The following is a 20025-nucleotide window of genomic DNA, read 5'->3' on the forward strand; positions in this document are numbered from 1 at the left end:
ATGGGTGCTTTTGCGTATAAAGCCCTGGATCAGGGAGGGCGCAATAAGTCCGGCGTAATGGAGGCAGACAATGCCCGCCAGGTACGTGCCCAGCTTCGCGAGCAACAGCTGATCCCCATTGAAGTGCAGCAGGTTTCCGAGCGCACTCGCTCGCAAGGCGGCAAAGTTAGTTTATTCCGTCAGGGTATTTCAGCCGCTGACTTGGCCTTGCTGACCCGCCAAATCGCGACACTGGTGGAATCTGCCTTGCCCATCGAAGAAGCACTGCAAGCCGTTGCCGAGCAATGCGAGAAGCCCCGTCATAAAAATATGATGATGGCGGTTCGCAGTAAGGTTGTGGAAGGGCATAGCCTGGCGGACGCCATGGCCGAGTACCCACAGGTATTTGACCAACTCTACCGTTCTATGGTGGCGGCCGGTGAAAAATCCGGCCATTTGGACACTGTGCTAAACCGCTTGGCTGATTACACGGAAAAACGCAATCAAACCCGCAGTCAAGTTGTTCAGGCTCTGATCTACCCCAGCCTAATGCTGGTGATTGCCATGCTGGTGGTGATCGCCCTGCTGACCCAAGTGGTCCCCAAGATCGTTGGTCAGTTCGACAGCATGGGCCAGGACCTGCCGACCATTACTAAAATTATGATTGGTATCAGTGACTGGCTACGTGACTATGTGCTGATTGCCGGGGTGGTGATTCTGCTGCTGGTCGTCCTGGTTCAGCGTCTGCTACAGCAACCTGCTCTGAAACTGCGCTACCATCAGTTGATTTTACGCCTGCCGGTATTGGGCAAAGTCTCCCGTGGTTTGAACACCGCACGTTTTTCCCGCACCCTGAGTATTCTAACCTCCAGTGCCGTGCCTTTGCTTGAAAGCATGCGCATTGCCGGTGGCGTGCTGGAAAACCTGCATATTCGTAACCAAATCGCCGATGCCGCCGAACGGGTAAAAGAAGGCTCCAGTCTGCGCGCGGCACTGGAAAAAACCCGTATGTTCCCGCCTATGATGATGCATATGATAGCCTCAGGCGAGCGCAGCGGTGAGCTTCAGCAAATGCTGGGACGAGCGGCTGACAATCAGGACAGAGAGTTTGAAGCCCAGGTTAGTGTTGCTCTTAAAGTCTTTGAGCCCCTGCTGATCGTCAGCATGGCGGCTATTGTAATGTTTATTGTCATGGCCATTTTGCAACCCATTCTGGCCCTAAATAATATGGTGAACTTGTAATGAAAACTCTCACTCGCAGACAGTCCGGCTTCAGCCTTATCGAAGTTATGGTGGTATTGCTGATTATCGGCATGATGGCCGCCTTGGTGGCTCCAGCGATTCTGGGCAACCAGGAAAGCGCGCAGCTCAAGAAAGCCGCCATCGATATACAGCAGTTGGAAAGTGCTATTCAAATGTACAAGGTGCGCACCAACCTGCTTCCCACCACAGAACAAGGACTGGAAGCCCTGGTCAGCGCACCGACCATCGAGCCTATTCCACGCAACTTCCCGGCCGAAGGTTTTATCAATCGTCTGCCGCAGGATCCTTGGGGTAACGACTATTACCTGCTCAGCCCTGGAGAAATGGGCACCTTTGATATCTTCAGTGCTGGCCCGGATATGCAGCCAAGTACAGACGATGATATTGGTAACTGGAACCTAAACGACTTCCTGAATTAATCACGGCGGGTTTGTCCCGCCGCCTACCGGATAGATTCATGCCAGGCCAGCACCCACAATTCTCACGCCACGTGCAGGGCTTTACCCTGTTGGAGGTTATGCTGGTGTTGCTGCTGATGGGCTTGATTGTCAGCACAGTAACCTTTACGGCACTGGGTAAAAGTGCGGAACAGAAACTGGAGGAGCAGGCTCAGCGCTTCGCTGTGGTGGTCAACATGGCCTCCGATTTCGCGGTGCTTAACCAGCAAGAGTTAGGGCTGCGTATAGAGGAAGGCAGCTATTACTTTGTGTACCTGGATGAAGAGCAAAAGTGGCAACGCATTGAGCAAGACAAGGTATTCGAGCAACGCGAACTGGAAGAGGACGTGACCCTGGCTCTGGAACTTGATGATCTGCCCTGGCAGGAAGAAGAAAGTTTATTTGATCAGGGCTTGTTTGATGAAACCTTGTCGGTCAGTGAAGACGAGGTGGCAATTGGGGAGGAAGAAGAAAAACTCCCCCCACCACAAGTTTTGCTGCTCTCCAGTGGTGAAATCACCCCTTTTAGTCTGACTTTCCAATTCGAGCCGAGCTTTGGCAATGAAGAGCCCGCTGCATTCAGAGTCGATGCCGTGGATATGCCACCGCTGCAAGTCAGCGAAGCGCTGGATCACCCATGACTAAGACCTGCGCCCGCCCTTTTTATGTTTCCGGCATGACATTGCTGGAAGTCATGGCAGCTTTGCTGATCTTCGCACTGGCAGGCACCGCCATTATGAAAGCCGCCGGCGAACACCTGCACAATATCGGTATGATAGAGGAAGTCACCCTGGCCACCTGGGTGGCCAATAACCGTCTGACCCAAGTGCATCTGGAAGGACGCTGGCCGCCACAAAATAACCAACGGGGTCAGATGGACATGGCTCACCGCACCTGGTATTGGAAGCAGATCGTTAAAGAAACCGCTGACAAGCAACTGCGTCAGATAGAAGTGGAAGTGCGACTCGATGAGCAGGCCCCGCAAGCCATTACTTCGGTTAGTACTTATTTAGCCAAGCCCGAGAGGGCAAATTGATGGCAGTCAGAGGCTTCACCTTACTGGAAATTCTGATCGCCATGGCCATTTTTACCATGATCGGTCTGGCGTCCTATTCGGTGCTAACGACGACTACCGACTCCAACAGTATTTCCAAACAGCGTATTGCCAAACTGGAAGCTCTGCAACGAGCCATGCTTTATATGGAGCGCGATATTCTGCAGGCCGTCCCCCGAGCAGTGCGAATTGCCGGTGAAGCCAACGGCAAAGTAATCAGTGGTGGGCGCGACCAAATAGAAAGTGAAGCCGACGGTTTGGCCTTAGTGCGTACAGGCTGGCAAAACCCGCTGTTAATGTTACCCAGAAGCACCTTACAGGCCGTAGGTTACCGATTGCAGGAAGGTCAGTTACAGCGGCTGTATACCTTACGTCCAGACAACGTTATAGGCGCCGAGCCCAAAGTGGTGGTGTTGCTTGATGATGTACAAGACTTTAGCGTGCAATTTCTTATCGACAGTGAAGATAATAACAACCGCACTCTGGACTGGCAGGATGATTACATCGGCTCAGTATTGCCCAGGGCCATTGCCGTAGAAATTGACAGCCTGGACTTTGGCCTGATTCGCAGAGAGTTTCTGTTAGCATCAGAAGGAGGCAATCCAAATGCGCCAGATTAAACAGCGTGGGGTAGCCTTAGTGCTGGTGCTAATGATAGTGGCGCTCGTCAGTGTGCTTGCCACACAAATGGGCTCACGTTTGCAGCTACAAGCCAAACGAGCCGGCAATATTAAAGACAGCAATCAAGCCTATTGGAATGCCATGGGGGCGGAACAGTACGCCATCAAAGCCGTTGGCGAGCAAATGCAAAATGCCAATGGGGTGATAAATCTCAACCAACCCTGGGCGGCCAGTGATATTCAGTTTCCACTGGAAGGCGGTAGCATTGAAGCCAAGCTCACCGATATGCAAAGCTGCTTTAACGTCAATGCGCTACAAAGCAGCAACAACAAGCGCCCCTTAGCCGACGCATTCAAACGCCTGCTGCAATCAGACGAATTTGATATTCCCTCATATGAGGTAGATGTATTCAGCGACTCGGTGCTGGATTGGCTGGACGAAGATGACAACCTCAGTCCATTTGGGGCAGAAGACAGTGATTATGAAGCCATGCAGCCTCCCTATTTACCCGCCAATGGGCTGATGATTGATATCAGTGAATTACGCATGGTCAATGGTGCTAACCCCAAGTGGCTGAACAAAGTACTGCCCATGTTGTGCGTTATTCCTGGCTCGATGGAACTGAAAATAAACGTCAACACCCTGGATGAATCCAGAGCGCCTCTGCTACATGCACTATTAGGTAACAATATCAGTCTGCAGGATGTAAAAGGCATTATCTCCTCGCGTAAACCCGCGGGCTTTGAGCGCGTTGAGGATTTTCTCAGCATGCCGGAAATCACTAACCTTAATTTGCAGGATGAGCAGAAAGACTGGTTCAATATCACCACTGGGTATTTTCTTTTACAGACCCGAAGCCGCTACAATAACGCCAGTTTCGCCATGTCATCCCTGCTGAAGGTTGGCAACAGCAATGAGGCCAGTGTAATACGCCGGCAATTTGGAGGATTTCAATGACAGAACAGCTGATCGTCAGGCTGGGGGCAACCCCTCAGGAGCCCGTTCAATGGCTGGTTTGGTCTAACACCGAGCAGGATATCATTGCCTCCGGCGAATTTGCCGATGCCAGTCAATTGAGTAGCCTGAAAGACCGGGCGGGTTCACGCCCCGTCACGGCTCTGGTACCAGCCAGTGATGTGCTACTGCATTGGGTAACCATGCCAGCCAAGGCCAGTCGCAAGGCACTGACGGCCATCCCCTATATGCTGGAAGATGAACTATGCAGTGATATCGAAAGCCAGTTTTTTGCCATGGGTCCACGCCAGGGTAACCAACAGGCCGTGGCGGTGGTGAATAAGGAAAGCCTGCAGCAATGGTTAACCACCTTGCAGAGTGCGGAGTTAATCTGTCATAAATTACTGCCAGACGTTCTCGCCCTGCCAGTTCAGCAACAAGGTTGGGCGTTGCTGCAAATCGGCGAACAGTTGCTGATTCGTCAGGATCAGTGGAAAGGCATGCAAGGGGAAGCAAGCTGGATGATGGATGCCCTGCTCCATCACGCCAAGCAGTTAAGCGAGCCGCTCCCTATTGCCAATTACTCTTCCCTGAGTCTGCCGGACTCACCGAATTTGCTGCAACAGGCCGAGCCACTGGAAATGCCCATGAAAGTGCTGGCACAGGGGGCACTGGCCAGCCAGTTCAACTTACTGCAGGGCGAATTCAAGCCTAAGCGTCAGCAACAAGGGCAATGGCAAAAATGGCGCCTGGCAGCCATTCTGGCGGCGGTCGCACTCACCACCAGCCTGATTGATAAAGGCATTCAGGCCAACCAGCTGGCAAATCAGCGCGAGCAGTTGGAAACACAGATAGAAGCTGAGTTTAAACGTGCCTTCCCTGAAGTGAGACGTATCGTGAATGTACGCTCGCAAATGAAACAGAAGCTCAGCGAACTGCAACAAGGGGGAGGCAGCACGTCCATGTTAGTGATGTTGTCACAGCTCAGTCCGGCTTTTGCGCAGAGCAAGGTACTGCCACAAACCCTGAAATTTGATAGCAAGCGGGCCGAACTTCGTATGCAGGCGACGGCCGACAACTTCGAAGCATTAGAGCAGTTTCGACGCTTGGCACAAGGCCAAGGCTTTAGTGTGGAGCAAGGTGCCATTAACAATACCGACAACCAAGTGGTCGGTTCGCTATCGGTAAGGAGCTGATGTGAAGCAGATCATGGAGAAGTTTAAAGCACTATCCGAGCGCGAACAGCGACTGGTACTGATTGCAACCCTGGTGCTTGCCGCCTTGCTGTTTTATCTATTGGTATGGTCCCCCTTAAATCAATCCATTGCTCGAAACAGTGCCACTGTCGCCGATCAACAGGAACTACTGAGCTGGGTACAAAAGAACGCCAATCGTGTACAACAGCTTAAGGGCAGCACCAGCCAGGGAGCCAAGTTTAATGGCTCCTTGCCCCAAGCCGTCAATCAGTCCGCCAGCCGGCTGAATATCAGTATTGCTCGGATGCAGCCACAAGGTGACGAGCTGCAGGTTTGGGTGGATGAAGCGCCCTTCAACCAAGTCATTGCCTGGCTGCACAGCCTGGAACAAATGGGCATCAGCATATTAGATGCCGATTTTGCCGAAACCGCCCGCCCCGGCCAAATCCGCATTCGCAGATTACAGTTAAGCAAAGGATAAGCATGAAGTCGGTTAAGATTGTCGCCCTGGCCGGGCTAGCCTATCTGTTATTCCTGATAGCCAGCCTCCCTGCTGCCCAGGTTGTTCCGCGTTTACCCTTACCGCCTCAACTTCAAGTACAAGGTTTGCAGGGCAGTATCTGGCAAGGTCGAGCAGCACTGGTGCAATACCAGGGCATACCTGTGCGTCAGCTGTCCTGGCAAGTTAACCCCTGGGCCTTGCTAACCGGCAAACTTTCTTTGCAGCTGGATGCGGGAAACAGCCGCGATGCCGAGCAAATCGCCCTGAAGGGGCATATTAGTCTGGGCAGTAGCAGTGCTAACAGTGACGGCTTGGATCTGTATCTACCTACAGATCTGATAATTTCACAATTACCTTTACCCCTGCCGGTTAACGCCGCAGGACGCTTTAAAGTGGCGCTGGATGAACTGGCTTATGACCAAAACGGCTGCCAGGCCATCAAGGGATCGGGCCAATGGTTAAATGCCCAGGTATCGGGCACCCGTGGCTTTATTCCATTGGGCAACTTTAACGCCGAACTAGGCTGCGATCAGCAAAACATGGTGCTGAACATTAAAGAGCCCAACAGCTTTGGCCTAAGCGCGCAGGCAAGAATACCAGCAAACTTTAAGGTGAAAGTGCAAGGCCGCTTTAAGCCGTCCGCCGATTTACCTGAAGAAGTACACCAGGCAGCACGGCTATTCGGCAAACCCGATAACCAGGGTTATTACCAAATTCGGTTCTAACTAACGCCTTGTAAAAGATGAGGCTGTTATGCGTAAGTGACGACCTTACAAGTCGTCACTTGTTAATTTATTGCTGACCACTGACAGAGGCCGGACGGCACTTAGCCAACGTAAGAACAAACTGACGCTCGCTACCGGCCTGCTTTAACCAGCACTCCTCGGCAGAGATGTACAATTCAAAAACCAATGGAGGCTCCCGATGCCGCCCATTCAGTAGTCGTCCCTGCCCATCACGTAACGCTTGCCGCTCCAGCAACAATTTATGACTGGTGGTTAAGGCCGTTTCCAGCAAAGGTATCTGCGGTGTGCCTGTGGCCTGCTCCAACACCTGCTGTAATTCGGCCTTTACCTCAGGCGATGGGTTGATAATCAGCGCAGGAACCATCGACATGGCAGTGCCCTGACAGGCCCCCAGCAAACACAGAGTGCAGAACAATATCAGTTTGTTTTTCATTGATTCATCCCCTGTGGCATGACATTGGACGGGTAAACCTTATTGTTCCATAGCGGATCTATTGCGCTGCTACGCTGAATTGCCGGGCGAGTGGTAGACAGCTGTTTGACTTGCTTAGCCGCTGGCGGCGCCAGCGGACAGCTGCCATCTTGCATATATTGAAGCGCGGCAGCCAGCACCGCCTCCTGGGTATCCCCCAAAGCATGGTTTAAGTCGTCATCCACCCTGCAGCCAGGCACTTCGTCCATAAAATTCAGGTTAGGCCGCAGTTTCGGTTTAAAGCCATCAGCATACTCGCCAAAACCAGCGTAATTCTCGCCTTTAAACTGGATAGTGGAATAAGTGGTACCACAATTATCGGTAGGGAAAAAACCATAAGGTTTGCCGCAGGTAGTGTCACCTATCAACACCACTTCCACATTAATACCTCTGAGTGCGTTAATCAGCGCTTCACTGGCTGAACAGGTACTGTTACTGGACAACACATAGACCCGGGTTAAATCCAAACTTGGCAGCTCGATCCCGGTTGAATAAAAGTCTTCAGTCAGTAATTGGTTGAAAAAGCCAATCTCTTCGTCCCTTTCAAATTTACCGTTGAACACCACTTTTTCAAAGAACCCATCAGCCGGAATAATATCCGGACCAGTGATCATATACCCGAGTTGCGAGGACTGAGCCAGCAACCCTCCGCCGTTGTAACGCAAATCCAGCACCAGTTCAGTGATATTGGCGTCTTTAAGCTGTTGCACAGCATCCTTCAGTGCTTGCTGGGATTTAAAGATATTAAAAGTGTTAAACAGTAAATAACCAACCCGCCCTTGCGCGGTATCCAACACGGACGTTTTAGCTACCGCTTTAATCTCATAATCCGCTGAGGTAACCACTACCTCAAACAAATCACCACCTGAGGTGCTAAAGGTCATAGAGGTTTGCTGCCCTACCGAGTCAGGAAACAACCCCTGATTAATAGCGTCTACACCGGCAGTCGTTTCATCATTAACCACATCCCGGCCATTGATATTGATTAGCTGCATGCCCCGCTGAATACCTGCCAAGTCAGCCGGTGAACCAGGCTCAATGTACACCACGTGCAAACGACGGGGTGCATAGGGACTGTCCAACACCCATTCAAAGCCATAACCACTTGCCACCCCAGACTGGGTGCGTTTATTGCGCTCGGCTGTATCCTGAGCGTAATGAAAGTTGTCCTTCAAACTGCCCGACGCGGTGCGCTGGTCGGTTTTCAGGCGCTCGAAATACTCCAGCACGCTATAACCCGCAGGATTCACATCATCCAGTTCGTCATACCAAAGATAACTTTCATGACTCCAGGAGCGCAGCCAGAGTTTTTCAAGGGTTTCACTGCCTTTTCGATCTGCGTAGGCTTGGTTAGTGACAGGATCCACACCACTGCGTGGCGCCTCACATTGATCTTTGAGGCTGGCAGAAGCGGCATATACACCGGCCTGCCATTGTGCGGCAGAAGCATTATTGATTGGGGAGGTGCCACCCGAGCTACCGCCGCCACCGCAGGCTGCTAAGGTTAAGAGAGTGCTAAGTGTAAGGCCGAGTTTCATGCTCTGTGTTGTGATTTGCATAGATTTCCTGCCCTTGTAGGCTTCTTATAATTTTCAGGAACCAGCTTCATGTCCTAACGAAGCCAGTGCCTGCATCCTTTTAGTGGCACTGCGCACTGACAAATGGAGCCTTCCAAAAGAATGCATAAGTGTTCAATGCCACTAACAGCAGTTAAAGCGATACCGAGCCTGGGGTCAAGATGACAGGATTACAATAACCAAACATCTGTGGATTTTAATTAACTATCACGCACAACCGGATTGCGGCGAATATCTTCCAGCAAATAGCGATAATCCTGAATTGCCGGGAATTCCTCTATCTCTCTGACCGGCTTTTTCGAGTCAGGATTACTGACCGCCAACAGATGACCAATACCAAACTGACGGGCGGCTTCCAGGATAATCAGGCTGTCATCCACAAATAAAGTACGAGCGGGGTCAAAGCCCAAGCGTGCCTGCAATTGCTGCCATAAAGATTGAGATTCTTTGGTTACCCCAAACTCATGGGTAGAAATCAGTTGGTCAATATGTTGATCAAGCTGGGTACGTTCCACCTTCAATGACAAACTACCCGGATGAGCATTGGTCACCAAAACTACCTGCCGGCCGCTATCATGTAGGGCATCTAAGAAAGGAATGGTGTCCTCACGCAAACTAATCAGGTGCTGCACTTCGCGCTTGGCACTGACAATATCCATTTGCAAACGCTCAGCCCAATAATCCAGGCAATACCAGGCAATAGTGCCAGTCACCGCATCATAGTCTTTTTGCATACGTGCCTTGGCAGCGTCCAAGCTGACTCCGTCACGCTCTGCCAACTTGGCGGGAATCAACTCCAGCCAGAAGTGGTTATCAAAATGTAGGTCCAGCAAGGTGCCGTCCATATCAAGCAATACGGTATCAATTTGTGTCCAAGGCAACATAGCCAGTTACTCCGTTATCGCAACAAATTAGCGTTTCCGCGGCAATCCGCTGTTTTATCCGCCATTTATTGGGTTATAGTTAGGGCGAGTTATTCTAACGCGACAGGTAGATGAGTAAAGTCACGTCGGACAAGGCCCTCCCCAAAATTCATGAGGTGCAGTTGGTGGCAAGCAGCCGCCTCTTCCACATCGAAAAGCTGGATCTGGAATTTTCCAACGGCGCACGGCGAGAGTTCGAGCGCATGAAAGGTTCGGGACGCGGTGCGGTCATGCTGGTGCCCTTTTTGGACCCCGAAACCCTGCTGCTGGTCAGAGAGTATGCCGCAGGCACACATTCTTATCAGTTGGGGTTTCCCAAAGGTCTGATCGATCCAGGTGAAGATTGTCTGCAGGCCGGAAACCGTGAGCTGATGGAAGAAGTAGGATATGGTGCCACAAAGCTACACCGCTTACATCGTGTTGGTATGGCACCGGCGTTCTTTAATGCCAGTATGGACATATTGATTGCCGAAGACTTGTATCCTAAACGTCTGGAAGGCGATGAACCTGAACCACTGGAAGTCGTTCCCTGGTCAATACGGGAATTGGACCGCCTGTTGGATCGCGAAGATTTCACCGAAGCCCGCAGTATTGCTGCCTTGCTGTTAACAGAGAGGTGGCTAAGGAATAGGTAATGTCAAACGGCGACACGAGTAAATACCTGGCAATAGCCAAACAAGCTGCCCGCGAAGCCGGGCGAGTCATTCTTAAGATATATGATAGCGGTGATTATCAGCGCTACAGTAAGGACGACGAGTCGCCGGTCACCAGTGCCGACTACCTGGCCAACGATATCATTCAGGCCGCACTTGCCAAACAGACGCCCGATATTCCGGTAATGTCGGAAGAACAAAACAATGGCGACCTGCAATCGCGCCAACATTGGAAGCGCTATTGGCTAATAGACCCTATAGACGGCACCCAGGAGTTTGTTGCCCGCAGCGGCGATTTCGCCGTCAATATCGCTCTGGTTGAAGATAACCAACCTGTCGTTGGGGTGATCTACTGGCCAGCTGGCGATTCAATGTACTACGCCAGTAAAGGTAACGGCGCTTTTAAAGAAACCCCTAAGGAAGACAAACGCATTAGCGTGCGCAAGCTGGATGATCCCGTCCATGGCGTGGTCGTACTGGCCATTAGCCGTAGGCAGTCGCGGGAAAAGGTCATGTCACGTATGAATAGCAGCCGCACCTATCAGGCCTTGCCGTTGGGAAGCTGTTCACTCAAGGCCTGTTTTATTGCCGAGGGTAAAGCCGACGTGTTCCTGCGAATTGGTGTCACCGGCGAATGGGACACAGGCGCATCGCAATGCATAGTTACCGAAGCTGGCGGAAAAATTTTGGCGGCCAATTTTGAACCGCTCACATACAATAAACGCAACAGCCTGACTAATCCGGATTTTGTGGTGCTGGGAGACCCCAGTGTCGACTGGCAGGAAGTCGTAAAATATCAACAAGAGGATAATCATGAAAAGTCTTAGCCTGGCAGCCCTGCTGCTCTGTTCTCAAGCCGCCCTGGCCGATTGGCAATTGGATCAATCGGCATCCAGCCTGAGTTTCCTGTCAACCAAAAACAACCTGGTTACCGAAACGCACCACTTCACGGCATTTAGCGGCACACTGGCCGACGATGGCAGCCTGAAGATCAATATTGAGCTGAATTCGGTAGAAACCAACATTCCTATCCGCAATGAGCGCATGCGCGAGCACATGTTTAAGCTATTCCCTAACGCCACCCTGACCGCCCAGGTACCAAAAACCGTGATGGAGCTGGATGTGGGTGAATCCACGGCGCTGGAGATTAAAGGTCAGTTAGAGCTGAATACCAAATCACAAATCCTGCCCATACCTTTACAAATTACGCGCTTAGCCAATGAGCAGTTGCTGGCCACCACCACGCAACCCATTCTGCTTAACACAGTGCAGTTTGGTTTGACCGATGGTGTGAAAAAACTGCAGGAACTGGCGGGCCTGGCCAGCATTGATCAGACAGTTCCCGTCACTTTCAACGTGATTTTCAGCAGCGCCAACTAATCAGTATTGAACTGCGAAGCCGGCACGATATTGACCGACTCATGTAGTTCAGAATACACCAGCAGTGCATCACCAGACTTAAGCTGTTGATGCACTTGCTGAATCTTCTCTTTTAGCGACACTTCTTCACTACCGTAGTCAGTCCCTTCCCGTAATACAAAAGCTTCAATAATGTTTAGCAAAGTGTCAGTTTCAAGCTCATCAACGGGAATAATCATGCACTGTCTTCCAAATAAGGGCGAACAAAGTCTACCACCCGTTGATGCGTCCAGATAACCGGCCGCCAGGGTGTGCCTTGCATAAAACCGACATGCCCTCCCTGTTGGCTAAGTTCCAGCCGCACAAAGGGAGATATTTCATGGGCCTGAGGCACCACCTGAGGATTCATAAAAGGGTCATCCAACGCATGCAACACCAGAGTGGGGGTTGAAATTTTGTTTAAGTAAGCAACAGCGCTGCATTGCTGATAATAATCATCGGCATCGGCAAAACCATGCAGCGGCGCCGTCACATGCTGGTCAAAATCGCGAAAGCTTTGAAACCCTCTGACTTTCTCTTCATTTAATGCCAGTGCAGAGAAATCCAGCCGGTTCATTTTTTCCAGCAAGCGCTTGCACATGCTACCCAGCAGATAGCGTTGATAAAGTCTGGAAAAGCCCTGATTAATGCTCTGAGCACAATTGGCCAGGCGAAACGGCGGTGAAATAGCAACCGCTGCTTGTAACCAGGATTGATTGATTTTTTCGCCAAGCAGTTTTAGCAGCATGTTGGCGCCAAGAGAAAAGCCCATACCGACCTTAGGCACATGTGGAAAACGGTTAGCTAAGGTTTCAAGAAAAAAGGTCGCATCCAGCGTATCACCGGAATGGTAAGCGCGTGTGGTGCGATTGGGCTGAGTACCGCAACCACGAAAGTGCATCATGACGCCGCGCCAGCCCTGACTGTGCAAAACCGCCAACATATCGTTGGCATAGTGTGAGCGAGCAGAACCTTCCAGGCCGTGAAAACAAGCCACTAACCCCTTCGGCTTGGCAATATTCGGGGTCCAGGCCAATTCCACAAAGTCACCATCGGGTAATTCCAGCGACTCCCAGTGTAATTGGATAGCACGGCGCTTTTGCAACAACCTCGGCCAGATTGTCTGGACATGGGGGCTTCTCGCCCACCAGGGGGGCCTGAACGCGCTTTCTACAATATGACCAAACTCTGTGCCACTCACTTCTCTGCTGCTCCATCTGTCAATCAACGGGATTTGACACCAGAGCAGCGACGAAGACAAGGCTGATCAGTGAGGTTCGCCGTCTATGCTGTTACGAATAAACAGGTAGACATAGTAAAAACAGATGGCCAGGACCACCCCCAAACCGAGCAGAGAACCCCAGGCAACCGGGTCATTCAGAATAAGTTCCCACATGATAGCCTCCTATGGCATTAATTCGGCTATCACTTTACGCGTTGCTGCGGCAACTCACTTTGACCCCGGTCAACTTTTGCGTCGGTTTGTAATTGCGCAATCAGCGCGGTTAACTCACTTGGCATCTGCGGCTGCACAACGGACGCGTACAAAACGAGATTATCTTCACCCAAGTCTGCGACAGGCAGTCGATTCAAACATTGTATAAGGTCAGCTTGCTGGCGCTTTTCTAACTGTAGTTCGGCATCGAGTAAGTGTTGATACGCCAAGCCATCCAACCCTTTAACCTGGCGTCTTACAGCGCGCAAGGGAGTAATAACCTGTTCGGTGCTGGCTAGACTGTTTATCAGCGCTGGTAAGCTGGCTTGTGATATTCCCATTCCATGCTGTTGTAGATACAGACACAACAGCACCAGATTCACGTTCATGGCGTAACTATCCTGCAATTGCAAACATAGCGCTCCCCGCTTCTGGTAGAGCGCCAGGCTGAATTGCCAGAAGTCTTCAGTCTGCCACACTAGCGTCAAACTCCTGTTGCAGGTTTTCCAATTGTTCCTGATTGTCCAGCCAGCTGAGTTCCAGCTCTTCAAGCTCCTGCTTAACGTCCACCTGCTGCTCTAACAACGTTTTAAGCTTCGCCTTGTGTTGTTCCTCATACAAAGAGGTATCCAGCATCTGACTCTCAATATCCGTCAGGCTGGCATTCAGTTTATCCATGCGTTTTTCCTGCGCATCAATGGCTTTGCGCAGCGGTTGGGTGCGCTGGCGGAACTCGGCTTCCAGGCGCTTCACCGCCTTACGGTCAACCTTAGGCTCCTGAGGCTTGGCTTGTTCTGTCTTGGCAGGGTCGGTATTACTTAACCAATTTTTGTAATCGTCCAAATCACCGGTAAAGGGCTGCACCTGCCCACTGTCCACCAGATAAAACTCATCACACACCGAGGTCAGCAGAAAACGGTCGTGCGATACTAAGACCATCGCGCCTTCAAAACCTTGAATGGCCATATTCAGGGCATGGCGCATATCCAGATCCAGGTGGTTGGTGGGTTCGTCCAGCAACAACAGGTTGGGCTTCTGATAGACCAAAAGTGCCAGCACCAGACGCGCTTTCTCCCCGCCAGACATAGGCGCCACCGGGCTCAGGGCTTCGTCGCCGCGAAAACCAAAGCCGCCTAAGAAATCACGCAATGACTGTTCGGTTGCCAGCTTATCGAGGCGCTGCACATGAGTCAGTGCTGATGCCTCGGGATCCAGATACTCCAACTGGTGCTGAGCAAAATAACCAATTTGCAGACCCGCCGAAGTAACATACTGCCCCTGAAGCGGCTTATTCTCTGCGGCCAACAGTTTGATCAGCGTCGACTTTCCGGCGCCATTACGTCCCAACAGGCCAATCCGGCTGCCAGGCACCAGGTTTAACTGCAGTTTCTGTAGGATAACCTTATCCCCATAGCCAACTTGTACCTGTTCCATACTAACCAAAGGGTTAGGTAACTTGGGTGGCGGCATAAATTCGAAGGAAAAACCGCTTTGGTAATGTGCCGGTGCCAGTTGCTCCATTTTTTCCAGTTGCTTAACCCGGCTTTGTGCTTGTTTGGCTTTGCTGGCCTTGGCTTTAAAACGATCAATAAAAGACTGTAAGTGCGCCCGTTGTGCTTGTTGCTTCTGGAACTGCAAGTCTTGCTGGCGCAACTTTTCGGCCCTAAGCCCTTCAAAAGCGCTGTAGTTACCTTTGTAGGCATTCAGGTTCTGCTGCTCTACATGGATGATTTCTTCCACTACCGCGTCCAAAAACGCCTTATCGTGGGATATCAGGATAAGGGTACCGGGATAACGCTGTAAAAAGCGCTCTAGCCAGATGACCGCGTCCAAATCCAGGTGGTTGGTGGGTTCATCTAGCAGCAGTAAGTCAGAATGACATAGCAGCGCCTGTGCCAGGTTAAGACGCATACGCCAGCCCCCGGAAAAGGTTCTGACCGGCAAACCGATTTGCTGCTGAGAAAAGCCTAAACCGGCGAGAATAATCGCCGCCTTGGACTCCACCTGATAGCCGCCCGCTTGCTCTAGTTGCAAATGCAGGGCGGCAATTCGCTCGCCATTATGGGCCGATTCAGCCTCGGCAAGTTGTGCCTGGATAGTCCGAAGCCGATGATCACCGTCAATCACATAGTCCAGGGCACTGCGGTCTGTAGCCGGTGTTTCCTGAGCAACCGAGGCAATTTGCCATTGCCGGGGAAGATCACACTCTCCCTGATCTGGCTGTAACTGGCCTTTAAACAGGGCAAACAAACTCGACTTGCCACAGCCGTTGGCCCCCACCAATCCAACCTTGTGGCCCGGATAAATAGTGGCATTGGCGTCCTGCAGCAGTTCTTTGCTGCCACGCATCAGGCTAAGGTTGGTAATTTGAATCATGGGCTCGGCTACAACTGTGAAATAAACCGCGATATTATACCCGCCCCAATCAGGGAAATGGTATCCATCTCCAACAGTCCAGGGCCAATCCGATGTCAGAAAAAACCCGCAAACGCTTTATCGCCGGCGCCACTTGCCCCAAATGCAAGGCGACAGATACCTTAATGTTGTATATGCAGAACAATCTGGAGCATGTGGAATGCGTGCAATGTGGGCATAAACAAAGCCAACCCGACGATAAGGTGAATGCCGTGACCCGCAGTAACGAGTCGGTTATCGGGGTATTTAAGCCCTGACGGGCCTGCAATCTGTTACTTTTTAGCTTTGTTATCGGCCCGCTGAGAATGGCGGATATGGCCATAGTTGAGCATCGCCACAAACACGCTGCCGCCAACCAGATTTCCCGCCAGGGCGGTGAGGATCACCGGCGGCAATTGCCAGAAAGTTATGCTATCGGATGAAAAATAGCCGACAAATAACTCAATAGAGCCCGCGATGGAGTGATGAAAACCGCCGAGGCCGATCAGAAAAGTCACAATGTAGATACTGACAATCTGGCTCAGAGTGGAATAGGTAGACAAAACAATCCAGGCCCCCAGGGCCATCAGCCAACCCGCCAGAATGGCGCTGACAAAAAGGGTTTGCACCGGATAAGCCAGTAAATGACGAGCCAGTACCAGGTAGCCTTCACTGGCATGAATTACCGGTTCGGCCGCCATCAGTAACGCACTGGATAACAAGCCCCCCAGTAAATTTCCCAGAATAACAATGCCCCATAACCGAAACAGGCCATTAAGTTTGGCCTTGCCATCCAATACCGGATATACCGCCGTGGCGGTGTGTTCAGTAAAAAGCTGGGTACGACTGAGGATACAAAGTACAAACCCCAGCGGATAGCTGGCGGCCAGAATCACCCGGCTGAAAGGATGTTCGCCGCCTGTCATTAACGTTGCCATCACGGCAACAGCAAGCACGGTAAAACACAAGATCATACCGGCTGCAACGGCCGACAACAGCAGAGACAAGGTCGGCCTGGATATTTGTTCCAGGCCCTCGCCTATGGCCTTTTCCAGAATATCATCGGGATGGCGGAAGGTTTCGTCGGTACGTTTAACAATAACAGACACAAACTCGCTGTTTTCCTGACGCCGTTCTTTACTGCGCCCGGTGTCCTGCTCCCGTCCTAGCGGTTCACCACGACTAGATACCAGCTGTTTGTTTTCCTGCATTGTGCACTCCTGCGGTTCCCTTCGCTTAGTAGTGAGGGGGGGGCATTTCTTCCGACTCATTGGCAATGTTTGACACTTGCTGCTGCCTGAGTCTGTCTATTACATGCTTCATTTGGAACTGCAAGGCATCCAATTGCTTTTGTTGGTCCGCCAGGGCCTGACTGAGCTTCTCTATAGTGTCTTCCTGGAACGCCACCTTGGTTTGCAGTAACTCTATATCCTGCAGTAAATCATCTTGCATCTGGGTATTCCTCAGCTAAATCAATAAGACCAGACTTCCGTCAGACCACTGCTACTGTGTGACATGACCTGACGCCCCGGCATAAAGGCCACATCATACACTACTGCGCTTTGTGGTTGACTGCCCCGCCTGGGCGTTACCATCCAACTGCTTACTTCGTCGCCACTTTTCACATCCCACAAACTCAAGCCCCTGGATGGCGAACCTGTTAGCAAGTACTTACCATCTTCAGAGAATTTAGCCGCTGAGAAGATTTTCTGACGCTGCAAATAATGTAACTTGCTGACCTGTTGCCCCGTGCGCAGATCCCAAATCCGCGCATTGTTCTTACTGTCGGCGGTAAAAGCATATCGGCCCTGAACATCCAGAGCCACCTTAGTTACCCGGCTGGGGTGAGAAAAGCTGTATACCACCTGGCCACTGCGGGTATCCCACAGATATGCCATAAAATCATTGCCACCAGTTAATGCATAGAAGCCATTAGGCGACAAATCAACGCTGTTGATTTTCTCCTGATGGCCCAGAAATTCCAAACGACGTCCGCTTTGGGGCTCAAAAAACATCACCTTGCCGTTGCCCCGTCCCACCAGAATCCCCCTGCCTTGATCAGCAACAGCAATATCGCGAATGGAAGACTCATCAATGCGCCAGAATCCTTCAGGCTCGCCGGTGCTTAGGCTCCACAAGGCAAACGCCTCACGGTCCGAGGTCACAACATAACTATTATCAAAAGCGATTCTGGTACTGGCCACCAGATTGTTGCCTTCTCCTTGATGACGCCACTGATAGCGTTGTTTCTGAGTCTGCATGTCCCACACGGCAATACCGTTTTCCACCGAGGAAACCACAACCAGGCCACTGTCCACCGAAATAGCCGCCGCCAGCGCGCCGCCAGGAGCATGCTCATAAGCAGCATCCGGCGTGCTACCGGGTATGCTGCACGCCGTTATCGCTGTTATCAGTAGTAACAAAAACACTTTTTGAAGCATGACATCCTTAGGTTTCGCTTTTACCACTAAGGGTTTAGTATAAGCCCATTGTCCCGTTGACTGTCCATAGCAGCAGGGAAAGCGCAAAGATTCTGAGCACAAATATCACTTCTTTTCGCCTGACAGGAAACTTTCCTGTTCCTTGCATCTCAAAGTTCGGACATTCGCCGTGGTGCTACAAGTATAAGCACCTGGGGTTGCTGATATCAGCAAGCCAACCAGAGCGATATTAGATAACACATACTCACTGGAGAAGTTGATGAAAAAAACCGCTATCGCCGCCCTCGTATTGTCGGCCCTTACCCTGACAGCCTGTCAGCAGGAACAAGCCAAGCCTACCGCGCAAGAAGTCAAGCTGGAGAGTCAGGAACAACAACAAGCTTACGGCCTGGGGGTCTCTGTTGGTCAATTCATCGGCCAGAAACTGGATATGCAGGAAGATGTCAGCATCATGCTGGATCGCGAGTTGGTGATTCAAGGCTTTAAAGACGCCCTGGGCGGTGAATCTAAACTTGAGCAACAGGAAATCCAAACGGTGCTGACCGCTTTGGATGCACTGGTCAATGAAAAGCAACAAGCCAGACAAGATGAAATGGCCGCCAGCAATATCGAAGCGGGTAAAGCCTTCCTGGCCGAAAATGCCAAACGCGAAGGTGTAACCGTGACCGAGTCTGGTTTGCAGTATGAAGTGCTGACCCAAGGTGAAGGCGCATCACCCAAAGCAGAAGATACTGTTCGTGTTCACTATCAGGGCACCCTGTTAGACGGCACCGAGTTTGATTCTTCCTACAAGCGTGGTGAACCTGCGGTATTCCCGCTGAACCGTGTTATTTCCGGCTGGACCGAAGGTGTACAGTTGATGAAAGTGGGCTCTAAATTCAAATTCTTTATCCCCTCTGAACTGGCTTACGGTACACGTTCAACTGGTGCGATCACCCCTAACTCTACCTTGGTATTTGAAGTAGAGCTGCTGGGTATCGAAGGTGAAGGCGACGCCGAATAAAGAAAAAGCCGGGTACTTTCGTACCCGGCATTTCTTGTCTTCACCAGCTATTTCCCTGCTGAACCTTGGGTCCCTCGTCGCAATACCCGTTATACGGGTGACATGGGCCGGCTTTCGCCGGTTACGTTCTTTCCAGTTTGTTTGCTACCCAGCTCAGTTTCAATGACAAGATGGTTAGGCATTTCACCTGGTAGCATAGGCTTCATGCGTGGCAGGTAACTCAAGCAGTATGGGATGCTTTACTCGCAATTCCCCTGCCGTTACCTAACTTTTAGTGTAGAAGATTTAGGGTAAATTGCGCCGACCTTTTGAAACGTTTTTGTCATAACAACAGCCTGATGTGCCTCGCCATGTTATAGCGCACCTTTCTGCACTGAGCAGAGAGAAATAACGGGGCACCATCAAGCTATGCAGACTACACAACCTATGAAAACAGACCTTATAACCCGGGAAGGATTTAACAGCCTCAAGCAGGAACTTGATCATCTGTGGCGTGAAAAGCGTCCTGAGGTAACCAAGAAGGTAGCCTGGGCTGCCAGCCTTGGCGATCGCAGCGAAAACGCAGATTATCAATATAATAAGAAGCTATTGCGCGAGATAGACCGGCGTGTCAGGTATCTGCGAAAGCGTTTGGAAATCATTAAAGTGGTGGACTATTCACCACAGCAAAAGGGCAAAGTATTTTTTGGGGCCTGGGTGGAGGTGGAGAATGAACAAGGCGAATTACGCAAATTTCGTATTGTCGGGCCAGATGAAATCTATGCCCGAAAAGACTACATTTCCATTGATTCCCCCATGGCTCGCGCTCTGCTCAAAAAGGAAGTGGATGACGAAGTGTGGGTACAAACTCCAACGGGCCGAAAACAGTGGTTTGTTATTGAAATTCACTATCCTGGCCAGGACTGACGAGGTTTTTGTAAGCAATTACCGGTTCTGGGCTGGAATTTTGCCTGCATAGCCCTTATAAAGGCCCTGTT

At 51.1% G+C, this 20025-nt stretch carries 26 protein-coding genes; 15 read left to right on the forward strand and 11 right to left on the reverse strand.

What is annotated here, in order from left to right; genetic code table 11:
* From gspF to IEX02_RS14045, 9 genes are read left to right on the forward strand one after another with little or no spacing between them, the layout of a single operon-like run.
* Positions 1-1221 carry a type II secretion system inner membrane protein GspF gene (gspF, locus tag IEX02_RS14005; RefSeq protein ID WP_188696405.1) on the forward strand — a complete coding sequence of 407 codons (1221 nt, stop codon included), beginning with the start codon at positions 1-3 and terminating at the stop codon, positions 1219-1221.
* Positions 1221-1661 carry a type II secretion system major pseudopilin GspG gene (gene gspG / locus IEX02_RS14010; RefSeq protein WP_188696409.1) on the forward strand — a complete coding sequence of 147 codons (441 nt, stop codon included), beginning with the start codon at positions 1221-1223 and terminating at the stop codon, positions 1659-1661. The genes gspF and gspG overlap by 1 nt, the downstream gene beginning before the upstream one ends.
* A gap of 38 nt (positions 1662-1699) precedes the next feature.
* On the forward strand, positions 1700-2320 hold the full coding sequence (gene gspH, locus IEX02_RS14015) for a type II secretion system minor pseudopilin GspH (RefSeq protein ID WP_188696412.1): 621 nt from the start codon (positions 1700-1702) through the stop codon (positions 2318-2320).
* Positions 2317-2715 carry a type II secretion system minor pseudopilin GspI gene (gene gspI, locus IEX02_RS14020; protein WP_229702227.1) on the forward strand — a complete coding sequence of 133 codons (399 nt, stop codon included), beginning with the start codon at positions 2317-2319 and terminating at the stop codon, positions 2713-2715. Before gspH ends, gspI begins: the two co-directional genes overlap by 4 nt.
* The gene (gene gspJ, locus IEX02_RS14025) at positions 2715-3353 is read left to right on the forward strand and encodes a type II secretion system minor pseudopilin GspJ (protein WP_188696415.1); all 639 of its coding nucleotides are present in this window, start codon (positions 2715-2717) and stop codon (positions 3351-3353) included. The genes gspI and gspJ overlap by 1 nt, the downstream gene beginning before the upstream one ends.
* The gene (gene gspK, locus IEX02_RS14030) at positions 3340-4311 is read left to right on the forward strand and encodes a type II secretion system minor pseudopilin GspK (RefSeq protein ID WP_188696418.1); all 972 of its coding nucleotides are present in this window, start codon (positions 3340-3342) and stop codon (positions 4309-4311) included. The genes gspJ and gspK overlap by 14 nt, the downstream gene beginning before the upstream one ends.
* Complete coding sequence (gene gspL / locus IEX02_RS14035) at positions 4308-5504, forward strand: type II secretion system protein GspL (protein ID WP_188696421.1); 1197 nt, start codon at positions 4308-4310, stop codon at positions 5502-5504. Before gspK ends, gspL begins: the two co-directional genes overlap by 4 nt.
* A 1-nt stretch (position 5505) precedes the next feature.
* Positions 5506-5985, forward strand: a complete 480-nt coding sequence (locus tag IEX02_RS14040; protein WP_188696424.1) for a type II secretion system protein M — start codon at positions 5506-5508, stop codon at positions 5983-5985.
* A 2-nt stretch (positions 5986-5987) separates the two neighbouring features.
* The gene (locus tag IEX02_RS14045; protein WP_188696427.1) at positions 5988-6731 is read left to right on the forward strand and encodes a type II secretion system protein N; all 744 of its coding nucleotides are present in this window, start codon (positions 5988-5990) and stop codon (positions 6729-6731) included.
* A 67-nt stretch (positions 6732-6798) separates the two neighbouring features.
* Here IEX02_RS14045 and IEX02_RS14050 read toward each other — a convergent pair whose 3' ends face one another.
* From IEX02_RS14050 to yrfG, 3 genes are all read right to left on the reverse strand, one after another.
* A complete protein-coding gene (locus IEX02_RS14050) occupies positions 6799-7185 on the reverse strand; it encodes a hypothetical protein (RefSeq protein WP_188696428.1) in 387 nt (128 codons plus the stop codon).
* On the reverse strand, positions 7182-8783 hold the full coding sequence (locus IEX02_RS14055; RefSeq protein WP_188696431.1) for a S41 family peptidase: 1602 nt from the start codon (positions 8781-8783) through the stop codon (positions 7182-7184). Before IEX02_RS14055 ends, IEX02_RS14050 begins: the two co-directional genes overlap by 4 nt.
* 218 nt (positions 8784-9001) lie before the next feature.
* Positions 9002-9691, reverse strand: coding sequence for a GMP/IMP nucleotidase (gene yrfG, locus IEX02_RS14060; RefSeq protein WP_188696610.1), 690 nt, complete (start codon positions 9689-9691; stop codon positions 9002-9004).
* Positions 9692-9795: 104 nt separating this feature from the next.
* Here yrfG and nudE point away from each other — a divergent pair, with 104 nt between their 5' ends.
* From nudE to IEX02_RS14075, 3 genes are read left to right on the forward strand one after another with little or no spacing between them, the layout of a single operon-like run.
* The gene (gene nudE / locus IEX02_RS14065; RefSeq protein ID WP_188696434.1) at positions 9796-10359 is read left to right on the forward strand and encodes an ADP compounds hydrolase NudE; all 564 of its coding nucleotides are present in this window, start codon (positions 9796-9798) and stop codon (positions 10357-10359) included.
* On the forward strand, positions 10359-11204 hold the full coding sequence (cysQ, locus tag IEX02_RS14070; protein ID WP_188696435.1) for a 3'(2'),5'-bisphosphate nucleotidase CysQ: 846 nt from the start codon (positions 10359-10361) through the stop codon (positions 11202-11204). Before nudE ends, cysQ begins: the two co-directional genes overlap by 1 nt.
* Positions 11191-11757 carry a YceI family protein gene (locus tag IEX02_RS14075; protein WP_188696437.1) on the forward strand — a complete coding sequence of 189 codons (567 nt, stop codon included), beginning with the start codon at positions 11191-11193 and terminating at the stop codon, positions 11755-11757. The genes cysQ and IEX02_RS14075 overlap by 14 nt, the downstream gene beginning before the upstream one ends.
* On the opposite strand, the gene IEX02_RS14080 is transcribed toward IEX02_RS14075, so the two are convergent.
* The 5 genes from IEX02_RS14080 to IEX02_RS14095 all read right to left on the reverse strand — a co-directional run bounded on the left by IEX02_RS14080 (position 11754) and on the right by IEX02_RS14095 (position 15586).
* On the reverse strand, positions 11754-11975 hold the full coding sequence (locus IEX02_RS14080) for a YheU family protein (RefSeq protein ID WP_188696441.1): 222 nt from the start codon (positions 11973-11975) through the stop codon (positions 11754-11756). The two genes, IEX02_RS14075 and IEX02_RS14080, sit on opposite strands and share 4 nt — an antisense overlap.
* Complete coding sequence (locus tag IEX02_RS14085; protein ID WP_373285012.1) at positions 11972-12976, reverse strand: hydrolase; 1005 nt, start codon at positions 12974-12976, stop codon at positions 11972-11974. The genes IEX02_RS14080 and IEX02_RS14085 overlap by 4 nt, the downstream gene beginning before the upstream one ends.
* A 66-nt stretch (positions 12977-13042) precedes the next feature.
* Positions 13043-13171 (reverse strand): hypothetical protein, encoded by a 129-nt coding sequence (locus IEX02_RS20480; protein ID WP_268237425.1) that lies wholly within the window; start codon positions 13169-13171, stop codon positions 13043-13045.
* A 29-nt stretch (positions 13172-13200) separates the two neighbouring features.
* Positions 13201-13689: a TIGR02444 family protein gene (locus IEX02_RS14090; protein ID WP_188696444.1), complete on the reverse strand. Its 489-nt coding sequence runs from the start codon at positions 13687-13689 to the stop codon at positions 13201-13203.
* Positions 13676-15586, reverse strand: a complete 1911-nt coding sequence (locus tag IEX02_RS14095) for an ATP-binding cassette domain-containing protein (RefSeq protein WP_188696448.1) — start codon at positions 15584-15586, stop codon at positions 13676-13678. The genes IEX02_RS14090 and IEX02_RS14095 overlap by 14 nt, the downstream gene beginning before the upstream one ends.
* Before the next feature lie 92 nt (positions 15587-15678).
* Here IEX02_RS14095 and IEX02_RS14100 point away from each other — a divergent pair, with 92 nt between their 5' ends.
* Complete coding sequence (locus IEX02_RS14100; protein ID WP_188696451.1) at positions 15679-15882, forward strand: YheV family putative zinc ribbon protein; 204 nt, start codon at positions 15679-15681, stop codon at positions 15880-15882.
* A 15-nt stretch (positions 15883-15897) separates the two neighbouring features.
* On the opposite strand, the gene IEX02_RS14105 is transcribed toward IEX02_RS14100, so the two are convergent.
* The 3 genes from IEX02_RS14105 to IEX02_RS14115 are packed head-to-tail and all read right to left on the reverse strand — an operon-like array spanning position 15898 to position 18045.
* Positions 15898-16815, reverse strand: coding sequence for a formate/nitrite transporter family protein (locus IEX02_RS14105; protein ID WP_188696454.1), 918 nt, complete (start codon positions 16813-16815; stop codon positions 15898-15900).
* Between the two features lie 25 nt (positions 16816-16840).
* Positions 16841-17056: a SlyX family protein gene (locus IEX02_RS14110; RefSeq protein ID WP_188696455.1), complete on the reverse strand. Its 216-nt coding sequence runs from the start codon at positions 17054-17056 to the stop codon at positions 16841-16843.
* 20 nt (positions 17057-17076) lie between these two features.
* Positions 17077-18045: a WD40 repeat domain-containing protein gene (locus IEX02_RS14115; protein WP_188696458.1), complete on the reverse strand. Its 969-nt coding sequence runs from the start codon at positions 18043-18045 to the stop codon at positions 17077-17079.
* A gap of 259 nt (positions 18046-18304) precedes the next feature.
* Here IEX02_RS14115 and fkpA point away from each other — a divergent pair, with 259 nt between their 5' ends.
* Positions 18305-19048, forward strand: coding sequence for an FKBP-type peptidyl-prolyl cis-trans isomerase (gene fkpA / locus IEX02_RS14120; protein ID WP_188696461.1), 744 nt, complete (start codon positions 18305-18307; stop codon positions 19046-19048).
* 426 nt (positions 19049-19474) lie between these two features.
* Positions 19475-19954, forward strand: coding sequence for a transcription elongation factor GreB (gene greB / locus IEX02_RS14125; protein WP_229702228.1), 480 nt, complete (start codon positions 19475-19477; stop codon positions 19952-19954).
* Positions 19955-20025: the final 71 nt, after the last annotated feature.

The sequence above is a fragment of the Bowmanella pacifica genome (assembly GCF_014645355.1).
Taxonomy (GTDB): domain Bacteria; phylum Pseudomonadota; class Gammaproteobacteria; order Enterobacterales; family Alteromonadaceae; genus Bowmanella; species Bowmanella pacifica.

Coding starts and splice junctions, on each gene's coding strand:
- gspF (WP_188696405.1), top strand. CDS start 1: ATGGGTGCTTTTGCGTATAAAGCCCTGGATCAGGGAGGGCGCAATAAG.
- gspG (WP_188696409.1), top strand. CDS start 1,221: ATGAAAACTCTCACTCGCAGACAGTCCGGCTTCAGCCTTATCGAAGTT.
- gspH (WP_188696412.1), top strand. CDS start 1,700: ATGCCAGGCCAGCACCCACAATTCTCACGCCACGTGCAGGGCTTTACC.
- gspI (WP_229702227.1), top strand. CDS start 2,317: ATGACTAAGACCTGCGCCCGCCCTTTTTATGTTTCCGGCATGACATTG.
- gspJ (WP_188696415.1), top strand. CDS start 2,715: ATGGCAGTCAGAGGCTTCACCTTACTGGAAATTCTGATCGCCATGGCC.
- gspK (WP_188696418.1), top strand. CDS start 3,340: ATGCGCCAGATTAAACAGCGTGGGGTAGCCTTAGTGCTGGTGCTAATG.
- gspL (WP_188696421.1), top strand. CDS start 4,308: ATGACAGAACAGCTGATCGTCAGGCTGGGGGCAACCCCTCAGGAGCCC.
- IEX02_RS14045 (WP_188696427.1), top strand. CDS start 5,988: ATGAAGTCGGTTAAGATTGTCGCCCTGGCCGGGCTAGCCTATCTGTTA.
- IEX02_RS14050 (WP_188696428.1), bottom strand. CDS start 7,185: ATGAAAAACAAACTGATATTGTTCTGCACTCTGTGTTTGCTGGGGGCC.
- IEX02_RS14055 (WP_188696431.1), bottom strand. CDS start 8,783: ATGCAAATCACAACACAGAGCATGAAACTCGGCCTTACACTTAGCACT.
- nudE (WP_188696434.1), top strand. CDS start 9,796: ATGAGTAAAGTCACGTCGGACAAGGCCCTCCCCAAAATTCATGAGGTG.
- cysQ (WP_188696435.1), top strand. CDS start 10,359: ATGTCAAACGGCGACACGAGTAAATACCTGGCAATAGCCAAACAAGCT.
- IEX02_RS14075 (WP_188696437.1), top strand. CDS start 11,191: ATGAAAAGTCTTAGCCTGGCAGCCCTGCTGCTCTGTTCTCAAGCCGCC.
- IEX02_RS14080 (WP_188696441.1), bottom strand. CDS start 11,975: ATGATTATTCCCGTTGATGAGCTTGAAACTGACACTTTGCTAAACATT.
- IEX02_RS20480 (WP_268237425.1), bottom strand. CDS start 13,171: ATGTGGGAACTTATTCTGAATGACCCGGTTGCCTGGGGTTCTCTGCTC.
- IEX02_RS14095 (WP_188696448.1), bottom strand. CDS start 15,586: ATGATTCAAATTACCAACCTTAGCCTGATGCGTGGCAGCAAAGAACTG.
- IEX02_RS14100 (WP_188696451.1), top strand. CDS start 15,679: ATGTCAGAAAAAACCCGCAAACGCTTTATCGCCGGCGCCACTTGCCCC.
- IEX02_RS14105 (WP_188696454.1), bottom strand. CDS start 16,815: ATGCAGGAAAACAAACAGCTGGTATCTAGTCGTGGTGAACCGCTAGGA.
- IEX02_RS14110 (WP_188696455.1), bottom strand. CDS start 17,056: ATGCAAGATGATTTACTGCAGGATATAGAGTTACTGCAAACCAAGGTG.
- IEX02_RS14115 (WP_188696458.1), bottom strand. CDS start 18,045: ATGCTTCAAAAAGTGTTTTTGTTACTACTGATAACAGCGATAACGGCG.
- fkpA (WP_188696461.1), top strand. CDS start 18,305: ATGAAAAAAACCGCTATCGCCGCCCTCGTATTGTCGGCCCTTACCCTG.
- greB (WP_229702228.1), top strand. CDS start 19,475: ATGAAAACAGACCTTATAACCCGGGAAGGATTTAACAGCCTCAAGCAG.